This window comes from Maribacter sp. C-4077 (assembly GCF_055378385.1).
The window spans coordinates 2,599,604-2,615,374 of the sequence record NZ_AP038807.1; the positions used below are offsets into that span (position 1 = coordinate 2,599,604).

Annotated in this window: 14 protein-coding genes; 8 read left to right on the top strand and 6 right to left on the bottom strand. The window is 42.1% G+C overall.

The features are described 5' to 3' along the window. Positions 1-99: 99 nt before the first annotated feature. The 7 genes from ACZ41C_RS11095 (at position 100) to ACZ41C_RS11125 (ending at position 7,230) form a co-directional block, all read left to right on the top strand. A complete protein-coding gene (locus ACZ41C_RS11095; RefSeq protein ID WP_464561431.1) occupies positions 100-1,461 on the top strand; it encodes a UDP-N-acetylmuramate--L-alanine ligase in 1,362 nt (453 codons plus the stop codon). A 109-nt stretch (positions 1,462-1,570) separates the two neighbouring features. Then, complete coding sequence (gene radC / locus ACZ41C_RS11100) at positions 1,571-2,269, top strand: RadC family protein (RefSeq protein WP_464561433.1); 699 nt, start codon at positions 1,571-1,573, stop codon at positions 2,267-2,269. Next, on the top strand, positions 2,270-3,565 hold the full coding sequence (locus tag ACZ41C_RS11105; protein WP_464561435.1) for a polysaccharide deacetylase family protein: 1,296 nt from the start codon (positions 2,270-2,272) through the stop codon (positions 3,563-3,565). It abuts the gene before it with no gap. Next, complete coding sequence (locus tag ACZ41C_RS11110; protein ID WP_464561437.1) at positions 3,558-4,247, top strand: YjjG family noncanonical pyrimidine nucleotidase; 690 nt, start codon at positions 3,558-3,560, stop codon at positions 4,245-4,247. The genes ACZ41C_RS11105 and ACZ41C_RS11110 overlap by 8 nt, the downstream gene beginning before the upstream one ends. Before the next feature lie 61 nt (positions 4,248-4,308). After that, positions 4,309-4,848, top strand: a complete 540-nt coding sequence (locus tag ACZ41C_RS11115; RefSeq protein WP_464561439.1) for a hypothetical protein — start codon at positions 4,309-4,311, stop codon at positions 4,846-4,848. After that, entirely contained in the window at positions 4,845-6,278 is a 1,434-nt protein-coding gene (locus tag ACZ41C_RS11120) for a DUF5723 family protein (protein ID WP_464561441.1), read from the top strand. Before ACZ41C_RS11115 ends, ACZ41C_RS11120 begins: the two co-directional genes overlap by 4 nt. Before the next feature lie 61 nt (positions 6,279-6,339). Beyond that, entirely contained in the window at positions 6,340-7,230 is an 891-nt protein-coding gene (locus ACZ41C_RS11125) for a hypothetical protein (RefSeq protein ID WP_464561443.1), read from the top strand. On the opposite strand, the gene ACZ41C_RS11130 is transcribed toward ACZ41C_RS11125, so the two are convergent. Beyond that, positions 7,227-8,504, bottom strand: a complete 1,278-nt coding sequence (locus ACZ41C_RS11130; RefSeq protein ID WP_464561445.1) for a replication-associated recombination protein A — start codon at positions 8,502-8,504, stop codon at positions 7,227-7,229. The two genes, ACZ41C_RS11125 and ACZ41C_RS11130, sit on opposite strands and share 4 nt — an antisense overlap. 176 nt (positions 8,505-8,680) lie before the next feature. Here ACZ41C_RS11130 and ACZ41C_RS11135 point away from each other — a divergent pair, with 176 nt between their 5' ends. Beyond that, entirely contained in the window at positions 8,681-9,439 is a 759-nt protein-coding gene (locus tag ACZ41C_RS11135) for a rhomboid family intramembrane serine protease (RefSeq protein WP_464561447.1), read from the top strand. On the opposite strand, the gene rlmB is transcribed toward ACZ41C_RS11135, so the two are convergent. The 5 genes from rlmB to ACZ41C_RS11160 all read right to left on the bottom strand — a co-directional run bounded on the left by rlmB (position 9,436) and on the right by ACZ41C_RS11160 (position 15,757). Beyond that, positions 9,436-10,176 (bottom strand): 23S rRNA (guanosine(2251)-2'-O)-methyltransferase RlmB, encoded by a 741-nt coding sequence (rlmB, locus tag ACZ41C_RS11140; RefSeq protein ID WP_464561449.1) that lies wholly within the window; start codon positions 10,174-10,176, stop codon positions 9,436-9,438. The genes ACZ41C_RS11135 and rlmB overlap by 4 nt on opposite strands. 210 nt (positions 10,177-10,386) lie before the next feature. Then, complete coding sequence (locus ACZ41C_RS11145) at positions 10,387-11,811, bottom strand: PQQ-dependent sugar dehydrogenase (RefSeq protein WP_464561451.1); 1,425 nt, start codon at positions 11,809-11,811, stop codon at positions 10,387-10,389. A 388-nt stretch (positions 11,812-12,199) separates the two neighbouring features. After that, positions 12,200-12,946 carry a hypothetical protein gene (locus tag ACZ41C_RS11150; protein WP_464561453.1) on the bottom strand — a complete coding sequence of 249 codons (747 nt, stop codon included), beginning with the start codon at positions 12,944-12,946 and terminating at the stop codon, positions 12,200-12,202. A gap of 234 nt (positions 12,947-13,180) precedes the next feature. Further along, complete coding sequence (locus tag ACZ41C_RS11155) at positions 13,181-14,068, bottom strand: hypothetical protein (protein ID WP_138259105.1); 888 nt, start codon at positions 14,066-14,068, stop codon at positions 13,181-13,183. An 18-nt stretch (positions 14,069-14,086) separates the two neighbouring features. Continuing rightward, positions 14,087-15,757, bottom strand: a complete 1,671-nt coding sequence (locus ACZ41C_RS11160) for a SusD/RagB family nutrient-binding outer membrane lipoprotein (protein ID WP_464561455.1) — start codon at positions 15,755-15,757, stop codon at positions 14,087-14,089. Positions 15,758-15,771: the final 14 nt, after the last annotated feature.

Consider the following 15,771-nt stretch of genomic DNA (forward strand, 5'->3'; position numbering starts at 1 on the left):
TTTTTTGATTTTAGTCCTAAGGTAAAAAGAATATCACAGGCCTTAAAATGGTTTGCGCTGCTAACGTCAATCTGTATCTTTACCCCATAATTTAGAATCATGCGAATACATTTTATTGCCATAGGTGGCAGTGCCATGCACAACCTGGCCTTGGCCTTGGCACACAAAGGTTACCAAATTACCGGAAGCGACGACGTTATTTTTGAACCGTCAAAATCCAGATTGGAAGCCAAGGATTTATTACCGGAACAGTTTGGATGGTTTCCTGAAAAAATCCAAAAGGAATTGGACGCTGTGGTACTTGGAATGCATGCCAAGGCCGACAATCCGGAATTGTTAAGGGCCCAGGAGCTTGGACTGACCATTTATTCCTATCCCGAATTTCTATACGAACAATCCAAAAACAAAACCCGGGTTGTAATAGGCGGTAGCCACGGCAAAACGACTATTACTTCTATGATCTTGCATGTGATCAAGTACCATCAGATACCCGTGGACTATATGGTGGGAGCGCAATTGGAAGGTTTTGACAGAATGGTACATTTGACTGAGGAGAACGATTTCATTGTTTTGGAAGGGGACGAATATTTATCCTCGCCCATAGATAGGAGGCCTAAGTTTCATTTATATCGACCGAATATTGCCCTGTTGAGCGGAATCGCATGGGACCACATCAATGTATTTCCAACGTTTGAAAATTATGTGGAGCAGTTTCGGATTTTTGTAGATAGCATCGTTGAAGGTGGCAGTATCACCTTCAATGAGGAGGACCCGGTAGTTAAGAAAGTTGTGGAAGCTTCTGAAAACCAAATCAGAAAACTCCCGTATAGCACACCCGATTATGAGGTGGTGAATGGGGAAACTTTGTTGTCAACGCCTGAAGGACCTATGCCTATTTCGGTATTTGGCAAGCACAACCTGAGCAATTTGGCGGGAGCCAAATGGATCTGTCAGAACATGGGCGTGGACGAGGCTGATTTTTATGAAGCGATAGCTACTTTTAAAGGTGCTTCCAAGCGGTTGGAGAAAATAGCAGAGGGCAAGAATTGTATTGCTTTTAAGGATTTCGCCCACGCGCCCAGTAAGGTCATGGCCACCACCACGGCCGTGAAGGAACAATATTCAGATAGAAGGTTGGTGGCCTGTTTGGAACTGCATACATATAGTAGTTTCAATCCAGATTTTTTGAAGGAATACAAGGGGGCTTTGAATCTGGCGGACGAGGCCGTTATTTTCTTTTTGCCGGAATCCGTGGCCATTAAAAAGTTGAAGGAAGTAACCCCGGAACAGATTATGGAGGCTTTTGCTCGCAAGGACCTGAAAGTGTTTACGGATGCGGAATCTTTTCATGCGTTCATCCAACATATGGATTATTCCAATACGACACTTTTATTGATGAGTTCAGGTAATTACGGCGGATTGGATTTGGGCGAACTGACCCGATCCATTGAAAATGTTTAGGTGCGCATTTCTTTCCGGGAAGAATCATGTTCAATAATAAAGAGCATCTTTATACATCCGTGATTACGATATTGCCAACCTGAAAAAATTAGTTCAGTATATTTGGAATATGGAAGCTAAGCCCGTTTCTTTTTCAATCAAAAATTGGTCCGACGACGATAAACCTAGGGAGAAACTACTCCATAAAGGACGTTCCGCCCTTTCCGATGCGGAACTAATCGCCATCTTGATAGGGTCCGGAAACAGAGAGGAAAGCGCCGTGGAACTTTCCAAACGGATATTGGCTTCCGTGGATAACAACCTGAACGAATTGGGAAAGCTCTCCATCCAGCAATTGATGAAATTCAAGGGTATTGGTGAGGCCAAGGCCATTAGCATTTCAGCAGCTTTGGAAGTGGGCAGGCGGAGACGAGGGGAGGGTTTCCTAAAAATCGAGAAAATAGGCAGTAGTCAGGATGCCTTTGAAGTCCTGCAGCCCATCATGGGTGAACTGCAGCACGAGGAATTCTGGATTTTGTATTTGAACAATTCCAACAAGATATTGCACAAGGCCCAGTTGAGCAAGGGCGGGATTACAGGAACTTTGGTAGACGTTCGTTTGCTTATGAGACAGTCGTTAGAATTAGGGGCCGTGGCCCTGATTTTGGCGCACAACCATCCTTCGGGAACCTTAAAACCGAGTCAGGCCGATACCGAAATTACCCAAAAAATCAAAAATGCATCGGAGTCTTTGGACATTCGTGTTCTGGACCACCTGATCATCACACAAAAGGAATATTTTAGTTTTGCCGATAATCAATTGTTGTAAATGTTATTGATCTATACCCATAAAATCACACCTCGCCTAACGTACACCATGAAGCAGGTATTTACCAGGATTTTGGGTATAGAAATAGGTTTTACTACCAAGGTGGAGGATTTCATAAAACATAAGAATGAAAAGATAACCTATACCAAACAGCCATTACAGAACGAGTTCTTCGTGCGCAGTCACGACCTTTTGTTCGAACAAGGTATTAACGATGTGGATATCAATGTAATGAGTTGGGACAATGTTCCCTGTTTTTTCTTTGCGGGGGAACGCAGTAGTCTGCCTTTCGACATTTTCGCGGCTTCATTTTACCTGATCAGTCGGTATGAGGAGTATTTACCTCACTTTAAGGATGCCCACGGGCGTTTTCCGTCCAAGGGAAGTCTGGCCTATGAACATAAGTTCTTGGAACGCCCGGTGGTGGATATTTGGGCGATGAAACTCTTCGTGATACTAAAGGAACGGTTTCCAGTTTTGGTCCAGGGGCCTAGAAAATATAAATTCTTGTCCTTGATAGACGTAACCACTTCCCATTGCTATGCGAATAGGGGAGTTATACGGGGGGCTGCCGGATTTTTACTGGATCTGGGAACGTTCAGGATAAAAAGGCTGATAGAAAGAATTGCGGTGGGACTGAACATTAAAAAAGATCCGTATGACAATTTCGCCACCTTAATAGAGTGGCACAAAAAGTTGAAAATCAATAGTATTTTCTTTTTTCAGTTTGCCAACTACTCCAAATACGATAAAAACGTATCCACAAATAGCATCAATTTTAGGTCGTTGATTAAGTATATTGGTGATTATTCCACTGTGGCCTTGGCGGCTTCCTATAGTTCTTTCAACGATGTGGAACTTTTGAAAAACGAAAAACATAATTTGGAGGACGTCGTCAACAGACCGGTAAACTATTCCAGAATGCGCTACAATCGGGTGGACGTTCCGGAAACCTATAGAAATTTGATTGCCGCGGAATTCACGGATGATTTTACCATGGGCTATAGCTATCAAATAGGGTTTAGGGCGGGCACCTGTACGCCCTTTCAGTTTTATGATATTCCTTTGGAAGTACAGCAACCCATAAAGGTCTTTCCTTTTGTACTTCATGATTATGCCCTGAGGGAAATCCATAAGAAAAAGGAATTGGAACGCAGAATGGACGCTATTTACAATGAAATAAAATTGGTAAAGGGTACTTTTATATCCGTATTCTCGAACGAATTGTTGGGTTCTGACCATACCTTCGATTGGAAGGATGTGTACCATCAGTTAATTACAAAGTACCATGTTTAAAAATCTCGTCACGGACGTATTTTTTGATTTGGACCATACCCTTTGGGATTTTGAGCGGAACTCGTCCCTAACCTTTGAAAGAATATTGGCAGAACACGGTATCCAAATCCCACTTGAGGATTTTTTAAGGGTGTACGTACCCACAAATTTGGCTTTCTGGAAATTGTATCGGGAGAAGAAAATAACCAAGGAAGCTCTTAGATATCAACGCTTAAAAACGGTTTTCGACCAACTAAGACACCCCGTTTCAGATGAGGTAATACATAGTTTGTCCAGCGAGTACATCAATCATTTATCGTCCTACACCCATTTGTTTCCGGATACCGTTGCCGTGCTCAACTATCTAAGGCCTAGGTATCGGCTACATATCATTACCAACGGGTTTCAGGAAATTCAGGAAAAAAAGTTGAAGAATTCCGGTATACACCATTTTTTTGAACACATCGTGGATTCCGAAATGGCGGGGGTGAAGAAACCCAACCCCATCATTTTTGAACTTGCCTTGGATAGAGCAAAAGTCCATCCGCAGAAATCCTTGATGATCGGGGATAGTTTGGAAGCGGATATCCTTGGAGCCAAATCTGTTGGTCTGCATACCTTACATTTCAATGCCCATGGAGATCCCTTTCATGACCATGCCCCCATTATCACGCAGCTTCGGGAAATAAAAACCTATTTATAGAGTTATATCTCTTAAATGGGATAGGACGTTCCTATCCGGTAATTGTTTCCAAAGGATGAATGTGTTACGAAAAATAGGTCTTCTGTTCGTTGGGCTTGTATTGTTGGTTTCCTGTTCCGATAAACAGGACTTTGGTCAATATGACGACCTGACCATAACCCCCACTTTCGAAACCAGTATTTTCTACGTAAAGACCCAGGAATCGATAATAAATAGGGTTACGGGCATCAGTTTCTTTACCCAGGATTTCAATTTTGACGCCTTTGAAGAGGATATTTTTGCCGAAAGGGTGTTGGAAGGTTCCATAACCTATGAATTGGAAAATACTACAAGTAAGGAAATTGAGATAACCATAGAGTTTTTGAACGAGAATGGGGATGTTCTGGACACCGAGTTCTTCCAAATGGATGCCGCACCAACGGCCCTGTTGACCCGGGTTGTGGCGTATGGCGGTGCGGACAAAAGTCTTGATATTCTTAGGAATACCTCCCAGATACGGCTGAGCGCCAGAAACCTTGGGGACAATACCAGTACCTCCAGTTTGCCGGATCCGGCCATCGAACTTCGTTCCAGTGCAAAATTTACGGTCAGGGTAAAATGAAGCGAATCCTTTCCATAAGCATTCTAGCGGTCTTGTCATGCAATTTTCTACGGGCCCAGAACAAGCAGATTCTTTACGATTTTAATGAAATTCCCCAATCCTTGATGGTGAATCCAGGTGTGGAGAGCGATTTTAAATGGTATACGGGCATTCCAATGATTTCAGGGATTTCTGGCTATGTGGGTTCCAATGGGGTTTCCGTTAATGATATTTTTGCCGAGGACGGACTGGACATCAACGATAAGATTAGGGATAGAATGGTATTCGGCATGGGGCGCAGGGATGAATTTAGTGGCAATGTCCAAGTTGAAATACTCAACATTGGGTTTAGAAGTGGCAATCCCAATCTTTTTTATTCCGGTGGGGCCTATTTGGAGTTTGATAATATTACCTATTGGCCAAGGGATTATGCCCAGTTGATATTTGACGGTAATGCCGATCAGCTGAACAGAAGGTTTGACTTGGGGGATTTGAAAACGCGGGGTTCCTTGGTGGCGGTCTATCATTTGGGGGTGAACAAGAAGGTGGACAAAAACCTGACAATTGGCGCGAGGGGGAAACTATATTCGGGTATCGTGGATTATAATTCCACCAGAAACAGTGGCTATTTGGTCAACACGGAAGGGCAGAATAACATTCTCAATACTACCTTAAATGCCGATCTGCAATTAAGAACATCCGGTTTCGGGCAATTGGATGAAGCATCGGACAATGAAACAACCGGGAATACAATAATGAAACGGGCCCTTTTTGGAGGAGATTTGGGTCTGGGTGTAGATTTGGGATTTTCATATCGGCTTAATGAACAAACGGTATTTACTGCCAGTGTATTGGATCTGGGGTTTATTTATCATAGTGGGGATACCCAAAATTATTCGCTGAATGGAATTGCCAGTTCAGAGGGAATCCAGATAAATGTATTGCGTGAACTATCGAATTTGAATCGGGATTATTGGCAGGACCTCGTAGATGAAATCGAGGAACTGGTACCTTTTGAAGAGAATAATTCGGCCTATTTGACCTTTAGGCCTACCAAAGTAAATGCTTCATTACGGTATGATTTTGGACTGCCCAAAGGGTCAGCTGAAGACTGCGATTGTACCATTGATCCTTCCGGAGGGAATTCACCTAGAATCGCATATAGGAATTCCGTTGGGGGCCACCTTTTTTTGATCAACAGACCAAGGGGTCCACAAGCGGCGATTACAGGTTTTTACATACGGAGGCTAGGCAATATCTTGGCGGTGAAGGCAACCTATACGGCCGATAAGTTCAGCTATACGAATCTTGGTTTTGGACTCAATCTTCAGGCGGGGCCCATAAACCTCTATGCCTTGGCAGATAACCTGTTATCCTATGGGAACATCGCGGCAAGTAATTATGCATCTTTTCAGTTAGGTTTAAATATTATATCTTGGGGCCGAAAGTAAGTGGACGGATTTTTGGCATGCTTTTTTCATTTACTTTGTATGAACAAAAACACCCTTGACTTTGAGAACCTTGTTAATAGTACTTACCGTTTCATTTAGTAATTTCTTGTCCGCACAGACAGACTTGAACAATTACAAATATTTTGTAGTTCCCAAACGATTTGAGGCGTTCAGGAAAACCAACCAATATCAAACCAGTACTTTGATTAAATACCTGCTTTCTGAAAAGGGATTTAATGCAGTTTATGATGATGCGCTTCCTCCGGACCTCGCATCCGATAGATGTTTGGGGGTTTGGGTTGATCTATCGGATGATTCTTCCATGTTCACGACAAAAACCACTTTGGTACTAAAGGACTGCAATGGTGCCGATGTTTTTGAAACACAACAAGGGAAAAGCAAGATTAAGGAATACAAATCGGCCTATAATGAGGCCATTGGAGAGGCCATGCAGAGTTTGGATGGTGTTGATTACGAGTACACGGCTATGGAGGCTCCCAAAGAGACACTAACGTTAAGTTTTAAGAACGATGTTAGAAGCCTAAAATATAAGGAAATAGCTGAAAGAATGGAACCAAAGGGTATCAATACCGATAAGGTACAGCGAAAAGCTCCCAAAAACCAGAATCCAATGGTGGTACAGGAAGCTACTACAGAGAACCAGTCCTATAAAAGTTTGGAGCCCGTACCGTCCAATATCGGTTCAAAAAATGAATCACAAGTTGCGGAAAACGGGGAAATTTGGTACGCCCAAGAAATCGCCAATGGCTATCAATTGGTGGACAGTACCCCAAAGGTTCGAATGAAATTGTTCAAGAGTTCCAATGAAAATATGTTCATGGCCCAATCCGGTGAAAAAAGTGGCATGGTCTACCAAAAGGAGGGCCAATGGATTTTTGAATATTATGAGGGCGAAAACCTGGTTCAAGAACCTTTGAACATCAAATTCTAAAAGTCATACTTGTCCTTCCAACGTTTTTTTAGAAAGTCGCTCAGGGCATTTTCCCGTTGATTTTTTCCCGGTTGGTAAAACGATGTTCCAGATAGTTCATCTGGCAGGAACTCTTCGTTTACAAAATTGTTCTCGTAATCATGGGCATACTTATAATCGGCGCCATAACCTAGGTCTTTCATCAATTTTGTGGGTGCATTTCTCAAATGTAAGGGTACGGAAAGGTTTCCTGTTTGTCGTACCGTTTGTTGCGCTTTGCCAATAGCCATGTAACTGGCGTTGCTTTTTGGCGAGGTTGCCAAGTAGACCGCACATTGGCTTAGAATAATTCGGGCTTCGGGATAACCAATGGTGGTTACGGCCTGGAAAGTTGTATTTGCCATGATCAATGCGGTGGGGTTGGCAAGACCGATGTCTTCCGAAGCGGAAATCAACATCCTTCTGGCAATGAATTTTACGTCCTCACCACCTTCAATCATGCGGGCCAGCCAATAGACCGCGCCGTTTGGGTCGCTGCCTCGTATCGATTTAATGAAGGCCGATACAATGTCATAATGCTGCTCCCCGGTCTTATCGTATAAAACGGTATTTTTTTGGGCCTTGGAAAGGACTAGGTCGTCCGTAATTATAATTTCTTCAGAGGGTTCCGAGTTGATGACCAGCTCAAAGACGTTCAACAGTTTTCGGCCGTCCCCACCGGATAGTCGCAGTAGGGCCTCGGTTTCCTTCAGGGTGATTTTTTTCTTTTTAAGAATCGTGTCGTTTTTCATCGCCCTCTCTAAAAGCAGTTCCAGGTCTTTTTTTCCGAAGGGGTTCAGAATGTAGACCTGACATCTAGATAATAGGGCCGGAATGACTTCAAAACTTGGATTTTCGGTCGTGGCACCAATCAACGTTACCCAACCTTTCTCAACGGCCGCTAACAGGGAATCCTGTTGCGATTTGCTAAACCGATGGATTTCGTCTATGAACAAGATCGGGTTTTTGGCTGTGAACAGGCCTCCGACTTGTTTAGCCTTATCAATAACTTCTCGAATGTCCTTGACTCCACTATTAATGGCACTCAACACATAGAACGGTCTCTCACTTTCTTTGGCAATGATGTTGGCCAATGTCGTTTTTCCCGTACCCGGCGGACCCCATAAAATAAGGGATGGAATAACACCTTTTTTTATTTGATGGGTCAAGGAACCGTTTTCACCAACTAGATGGTTCTGGCTGATATATTCTTCCAGGTTCTTTGGGCGTACCCGTTCCGCTAATGGCTCGTTCATGATGTAAAAATAGGCTAAAGTTGAGGAAGTTCCTTAGTCGAGATACGATTGGGTAGACCTAACAGGTTTTTAAAACCTGTCAGGTCTGGCAAAGAAAATCATCAAGACCTTTAATAAATTTAAATGACATTTTTACCGATTCCCAATTTTGGCCGATTAATTGTTAAATTGTTTCCATGTCCGATTCAGAACATTTTAAATTTTCCAACTCCGTGCTGTTCGCCCCACTTATAGGGGTGTTAACTGTTTGGTCCGTATATTGGATAGAATTGTTGAACGGGACCAATTTTAACGAATTCGGCATTTATCCTAGAAGTTTGGCCGGATTAAAAGGAATCGTGCTCAGTCCTTTCATACATGGTTCTTTGGAACATTTGTACAATAATACCATTCCATTGGCAATATTTTTGGCCGCACTTTTCTATTTCTACAAAAGTATAGCCTTGCGGGTCGTTCTTTTGGGTATTGTTTTATCAGGGGTTATTACGTGGGGCATTGGTAGACCTTCCTTTCATATAGGTGCAAGCGGACTTATTTATGTCTTGGCCAGTTTTATATTTTTCAAGGGAATTATAACCAAACATTTTCGGCTGGTAGCACTATCCTTGATAGTCGTTTTTATCTATGGAAGCTTGTTGTGGTATATTTTTCCGGTCAAGGAAGGAATTTCTTGGGAGGGTCATTTGGGAGGCTTTTTGACGGGATTGATATTCGCACTTGTTTTCGACGCTAAAGTCCCAAAACCAAAAAAGTATGATTGGGAACGGGAGGATTATAATGAAGCAGATGACCCCTTTTTAAAACATTTTGATGCCGATGGTAATTTTATAGAAACTCCTCATTTTTCAAATCAAGAATCGGAATCGGAAGATGGTCTCCAAATACGATATATCTATAAATCTTCCGAAAAAACAGACGATACTGAGAAAACTTAGTTTCTAGTTCTTTGCCTTAATGCCTCGTATAGGAAGACACCACAGGCAACGGAAACGTTCAGCGATCCTATTTCCCCCAATAAGGGTAGTTTGGCGCAATAATCAGAAGCTTTTAGAATCGAGGGGGAGATACCTTGGTCCTCCGCCCCCATGACGATGGCTATGGGTACCTTAAAGGAAATATCGTAAAGGGAATCATTCGATTTTTCCGTAGCGGAAACAATTTGTATACCTGAAGCTTGTAAGAAGAAAATAGCATCCTTGATATGGTCTACTTTGGCAATTGGCACTTTAAAAGCCGCACCTGCCGATGTTTTAATGGTGTCCGCTGTAACCGGTGCGGCACCTTTTTTTTGAATGATGATTCCGTCTACTCCGGTACATTCCGCCGTTCTTATAATCGCACCAAAATTCCGTACGTCAGAGAGTTGGTCCAAAAGTAAGAATAGGGCAGGGGTGTCTTTGTTATTGGCTCTTTCGACCAATTCCTCCAATGAATAGAATCTAACGGGAGAAATATTGGCAACGGCCCCCTGATGGTTATTTTTTGTGAGTCTGTTTAGCTTTTCAGCGGGAACATACACAATATTGATTTCATTCCTTCTCAAAAGGCTTTCTAGTTCTTTTTTTAAATCCCCTTTAAGCCCTTTTTGAAGAAATACCTTATCAATTTCCTCTTTTGAGTTTACAGCTTCAATAATGGCCCTTATGCCATAGATTTGGGTGGTTTTTTCCATGGGCTAAAGATAGGTATTATACCGTGATGCTTTTTGCCTTTTTTAACAACTATTATTTAGTGTAATACAATATTTTCAGGAATCACAACAAATTAAACAAATCGAAAAGGAAGGTGTTTCGTTGGAACAGTTCATCTTTTGAATGTGTTATTGTGGTACTCCTAGGGAAATCAGCATAGGGAATACATGACTCATCATATTATATTTATTCTATGATTTCAGTCTGTCATTCACCCTATCCGGGGTTTTGATATAGGTTTTGCCTTTCAATTCTTCCATTTTTTTGAGTTGTTCATTTCCAAACTGAGATTTGTCTCCCTTAAACTCGATTTTCCAAATTCTTCCTTCCTTGGATTCCGAAATATAGAGTGCCCCATCTTTGTCCTGTGCAAGACCCATTGGTCTATATTTTGCATCTGGCATTGTAGCAATTGTGTCCGTTTTGGCAAAACCATCGGCAAAGACTTCCCAACTACCTGTAGGTCTTCCATTTTCAAAAGGAATAAAAGCAATAATATATCCTGCTTGTGGATAGGGTGTTCTATTTGTGGATCCATGAAAGGCAACAAATGCGCCGTTCTGATATCGTTCTGGAAATTGATTCCCTGTATAGAAAAGGAGGTCATTTGGAGCCCAGTGCGCAGGTAGCCCCATCAAAGGTTTTGTGTATTCTTTTGCCTCCAATTTTCCGTCACCACCATATTCAGGGGCGACCAACTTCTTACCTTGAAAATGGTCATAGTAACTATAGGGCCAACCATAATTATCCCCTTTTTTAATTTTCATGAACTCCTCTGCAGGAAGTACCGCTTGGTCCCATTCTGTATAGTCCTCAGGGGCGTGGTTGTGAAGGTAGTCCCGTCCGTGCTGGACCGCATATAGTGCATTGTCCTCGTTATTCCAAGAAAATGCAACGATGCTACGTATTCCCGTGGCATAAAGTTCGCCATCCGTTTGAATTTGGTTGGGTTTGTTTTTGTCAAAACGCCAAATACTTCCTAGATATTCTAACATTGGGCAGGGCATATGGCCTTTTATCTTACCTTGGGAATTAGCGTCCTCACAAGCATTGGTAGGGGCTGAAAAAGTCACATACATAAAACCATCATTGTCAAAAGCCAATGATTTGGCATTGTGCCATCTTAGGGGGAAACGATCGGTAAGAATGACCTCTGGATTTGACTCGGGTATTAATTTATCGGGAGATAGTTTTTGTCTGTAAATTACCTGTTCAGAGCTAAAATATAAATAACCTTGGTGTATACGCATTTCCGTGGCAAACTTGCCGTCATTTGGATAACCGCCAAAACTTTGCACAATATCCGCCCTGCCATCGCCCGTCGTGTCCCTAAGTGCAATATTTCCCAGGGTGCCTTCTGTCTCCCTTAATTTCACATAAATATCTCCGTTATCGTTTACTGCCAAATGTCTGGAGGGGCCTATACTGTCTACTACAGTTATTGCTGAAAATGAACCGGGTAATAGCAAACCTCCGTTTTTCTCCTTTTCTTCTGGATTTGTTTTTTTCCAGAAAATAACTTGTTTGGTTGGTTCCTTTTTTTGAATTGGTTTTTTCTGCTCTTTGCAACCAGTTAGGATTAAAACAGTTGCTATGAAGATTAACGGGATTCTCATTTGCATTTGCGGGAAGTTGAATTTATCCAAAGGCCATGTAATATTTTCATTTTGATGCTCAATCAAAACTATGCTATAATGACCTTTAAAAATACATAGTCTTTGGCTAAATCAATAGCTTAAATTATGGACTCTGCTTTAGACTGTGAAATTCCGGTGAGAAAATGGGAGTTTAAATCTAAATGCGGAATTTTTATTGCTTCATAGCTCGGCTCTGGAGGGGAAAAAGATAAAGTATAGATTCACTACTGCAATTTTTTAGTGAATATGAAAAGGTTTAAACTAATTCAATATTAGAGTTGTTTAAAGTCCCAACCAATAATGTGGTGTAAATCCCAAATTACTATATGAATATTTATATTACTCGTTGGAATCTTAAATTGTTTCACTACAATGTATTGAGAAAACCAAAGACATTTAATAAATCTGCTTCTTCCTTTATTTTGATTTTGTTTTCCTTTAAGTACTTTTTTAAGGCTTCTTTATCGCTTCCTTCCAAATGTTTTAATAATTTACTGTTTGAAAGCGCAATTTCATCAATTCGGTTTACTCCATCCTTTTGAAAATAGTATTCCGTAAATTGAGAGAATCTTGCGGGGACTGCTTTTACAAAGGAGTTGGGGGCAGGCTTGCCCTCTGTAAATTTAACACGTATCCTTCTATAAAGATCATAGGTATTACCATCATTTAAGAGCAGCAAATAGCCATTCAATGTTTGGTTTTTTGAGGTGACAAATGTTTTGAAAGATAGTTTTTTCCCATCGACTAAAAGAGAGATGTTTTTGTCTCTTGATAGGCCTTTAACAGCTTCCTCTTCTAAAAGCGTGTTCTTAATTTCTATTTCTTCGTTCAAGGCATTGTATCGATAGAACATTCTTCCCATGTTTTCTTCATTATACCAAATATCCGTTTGTTTGAAGGTGTTGGATACGTAGGGAGAGCCTTGAAATTCGTCATAATTTTTGGTTCGTTTGGCATCCCTACTGGCCATATCTCCTAATAAGGTATTTATAACTGCCGCACTTCCATCCATAGACCCTCCTGAGGAAGCATTGCTTAGTGCTTGACCAGAGTATTGAGCTGTTAAAAAGGAGGTTGAAAGTGCAAGTGTGGCTAAAAGAAATAATTTTTTCATGTTTATTTTAATTTTACTCTTATCTAAAGGTACTAAACTTTTTTTTGAAGGTTTTGGGTTTGAAGTTTAAATATTTTTATTTTAACAATGTATCAGATTTTGTGTTTAGTTTGATTAAAGTTTCAATTTTAACCCCTGTTTTTCATGGTATCTACATATTGTATTAAATTTGAATAATAAAAAAAAGCGGTTCCAATATTGGAACCGCTTTTTTTATCTATGTACGATTTGGAATTACAACTCCAAATCCAAACAATAATCGATAAGTCCTGTAGATGTTGCAGGTTCCGGACCTAAATCCAGAATAGTATTGCCATTTGCGGAGATTACTTGGAAGGTGACCTCTTCGTCAAAAGACCCTCCATTGTAAACAATTTGGATAGCCTGTGCGCCCGCTGGCACCTCAAAGGTCAATTCCTCTGTGGTTTCATCAGGATATGGTCCTCCGTTATCCAAGCTGTTTGTCAATGTGATTGGATCGTTGTCGTCGATAGTAATACTCAAATTACCGCCGTTCCAACCATCTCCATAGGAGTCGACGGTGATTACGGTCCAAGTACCTGCAGTAGGCACGATTGGGGCACAGATTACATTGGCCGTAAATCTAAACGGTGAGCTAAAAAAGCCACCGGTAAGCGTACCAGTATTCTGTCCGGAGGAAAACCTTCTCCCATCCTCGGCAACTAGTTCGAACCGCACCCTGTACTGATCTCCCGGTTCTACTGCATCCAAGGATACGCCTGCCGCACCCAAAATTTCAGTGACACCTGTACTGTAAGTAAATCCTTGAAGACCAAATTCGGTATCGTCAAAAGTACTTATGTTGGTAATAAGCCCTGATGCATCACCTGGTGTATCGCCGGTATTGTCGATGAATTCTCCGAAAACATCAACGCTAACAATTGTGGCGGATTCATCGGACTGTATTTCAAAGTTCCCTGTGAACGTACTGGCGGTGGAACCTTCTGCTACATCCGGGAAGGACGAGGACAGTGTTCGTAGCACAGCTCCCCTTGTAGTATCCGCGAGGACATCCGTGATGACACTCTCGTCTTCGGTACAACCCTGAAAAACAAGGGCCAAGGCTGCCAAAACTGTATAACTTATATTTTTGATTCTCATTGTCATAATGTTTTAAAATTAATTGGCTTGTGGAAACGCTGGACTGGCAGGATTGGTATCCCAAAATACCTGATTGGTCAAGTCCGCACGTTGTTGCAAGTTAGGATTGGTGATTACCTCGTCCTGTGGGTAGAAGAAAGATCTTGGGAAGGGTCCCGGATCTGGTTCCCAACTTGGGGACAAGGTGGTAGGATATCCAGTTTTCCTGTAGTAGTTCCAGGCCTCCTGTGCACCTCCCCATTGGGCGATCCAATACTGTTCCGCAAAGATATCTTCCTGCGCGTCTCCTGAAGCCGCCAAGAATGCTGCTACGGTATCATCAATGTAATCGGAAACTTCAGTTTCCGTAGGCTCAAAAGATTTGTCGGCATTTCCGTCAACTGCGCCGAATGATTGAACCTTCGCAATGGATTTTTCCATGGCGCTTCGTAAAAATTCAGCCTTTGCAGCAGGAGTTGTTGCCATGGCACCTCTCCAAAAATCTACGTATGAAGCAAGAACGATTGGCCTGATACCGGCCCCGCCACCACCTTGGCCAAGGCCAATGGGTTCGAAACTGTTATCATCAAAACGTCCCGCAGCTGGATATACCCCGTAAGCAGTCTTAAAGAAGCCATCTGGGGGAGTTCCTTCATCGTTACCATGAGTTCTTCCCCAGTAACCATTAGGTACACTACAGAAAGTAAATCCGCCATCAACAAAGTGCTGAGGAACTGAGAATAGACTACAGCTAAGAAACTGTTCGTCCGGATCGGCGTCCGCTCCTGGAGTGGCTTCTACCTGACGGTAAAAATAGTACCGAATCCGCGGATCGTCCTTAACCAACATTGTTTCCATCAACCAGTTGCTCAAATAACCTCCAGCACCAGTTGGGCTATAGTCATTGGCGTATTCTGGATGTCTTGTGTCTGGCTGTAATACCCTTGTGCCGTATTGGAACTGGAAGTCATCTTCTACGTCTGATATGAAGTTATCATCAGCAATAACCGCATTGAAGGCAGCAGTATTTCCCGTCAAGAAATAAGTTCTTAAACGAATGGAGTTGATCAATTTGATCCATTTGCTGCTATCGCCTCCATAATAGAAATCATCCGCTCCCTGTGTTGGAGGGTTTGTGGCGAATAATGCCTCTGCCTCGTCCAAAAGGGATAATGCGCCATCATAAACCACTGGACCGTCATCCAACACTGGCGCAGGGAATTCATCAGGATTTCCGGCTTGAGTAAACGCAGCTTGTCCAATGAAGTCCGTAAGTAACAATAAGGAGTACGCTTTAATTGTTTGTCCAACTGCCACATGAAAATCGTAGTTGATGTCACTTGCTGCATTGATTTGTTGTAATGCATCTACGTTCGTGAAAAGACCTACATCAACTGCTGATCCCGCCAAGTTGAACTCACTACTGTAGGTACGCGCCCATACGCTGTTCATAACACCACCTTGGAAGTTGTTGAAGTAGATACGCCCTGTCATATATTCTATTCTGGTGAGCTGGGCGCTTAAATCACTGAATCGTTCCATATTTGATACTGCAGCTAATTGAATCGAGTTCAATATCAGATTAGGGTCCGCCTGACTGATCGCCAGGTCGTTTGGACTGACTCTAAGGTCCAAATCCGTGGTTTCACAGGCATTGAATACAAGCCCTGTAAAAGCAACTGTTAAAACTGTTTTTAATATTTTTTTCATTTTAGCAAATTTTA

Excerpts from the sequence above, each read along its gene's own strand:
- ACZ41C_RS11150 (WP_464561453.1), bottom strand. The coding sequence starts at position 12,946 with ATGAAAAAATTATTTCTTTTAGCCACACTTGCACTTTCAACCTCCTTT.
- rlmB (WP_464561449.1), bottom strand. The coding sequence starts at position 10,176 with ATGGAAAAAACCACCCAAATCTATGGCATAAGGGCCATTATTGAAGCT.
- ACZ41C_RS11135 (WP_464561447.1), top strand. The coding sequence starts at position 8,681 with ATGTCCGATTCAGAACATTTTAAATTTTCCAACTCCGTGCTGTTCGCC.
- ACZ41C_RS11105 (WP_464561435.1), top strand. The coding sequence starts at position 2,270 with ATGTTATTGATCTATACCCATAAAATCACACCTCGCCTAACGTACACC.
- ACZ41C_RS11145 (WP_464561451.1), bottom strand. The coding sequence starts at position 11,811 with ATGAGAATCCCGTTAATCTTCATAGCAACTGTTTTAATCCTAACTGGT.
- ACZ41C_RS11095 (WP_464561431.1), top strand. The coding sequence starts at position 100 with ATGCGAATACATTTTATTGCCATAGGTGGCAGTGCCATGCACAACCTG.
- ACZ41C_RS11110 (WP_464561437.1), top strand. The coding sequence starts at position 3,558 with ATGTTTAAAAATCTCGTCACGGACGTATTTTTTGATTTGGACCATACC.
- ACZ41C_RS11155 (WP_138259105.1), bottom strand. The coding sequence starts at position 14,068 with ATGAGAATCAAAAATATAAGTTATACAGTTTTGGCAGCCTTGGCCCTT.
- ACZ41C_RS11130 (WP_464561445.1), bottom strand. The coding sequence starts at position 8,504 with ATGAACGAGCCATTAGCGGAACGGGTACGCCCAAAGAACCTGGAAGAA.
- ACZ41C_RS11120 (WP_464561441.1), top strand. The coding sequence starts at position 4,845 with ATGAAGCGAATCCTTTCCATAAGCATTCTAGCGGTCTTGTCATGCAAT.
- radC (WP_464561433.1), top strand. The coding sequence starts at position 1,571 with ATGGAAGCTAAGCCCGTTTCTTTTTCAATCAAAAATTGGTCCGACGAC.
- ACZ41C_RS11160 (WP_464561455.1), bottom strand. The coding sequence starts at position 15,757 with ATGAAAAAAATATTAAAAACAGTTTTAACAGTTGCTTTTACAGGGCTT.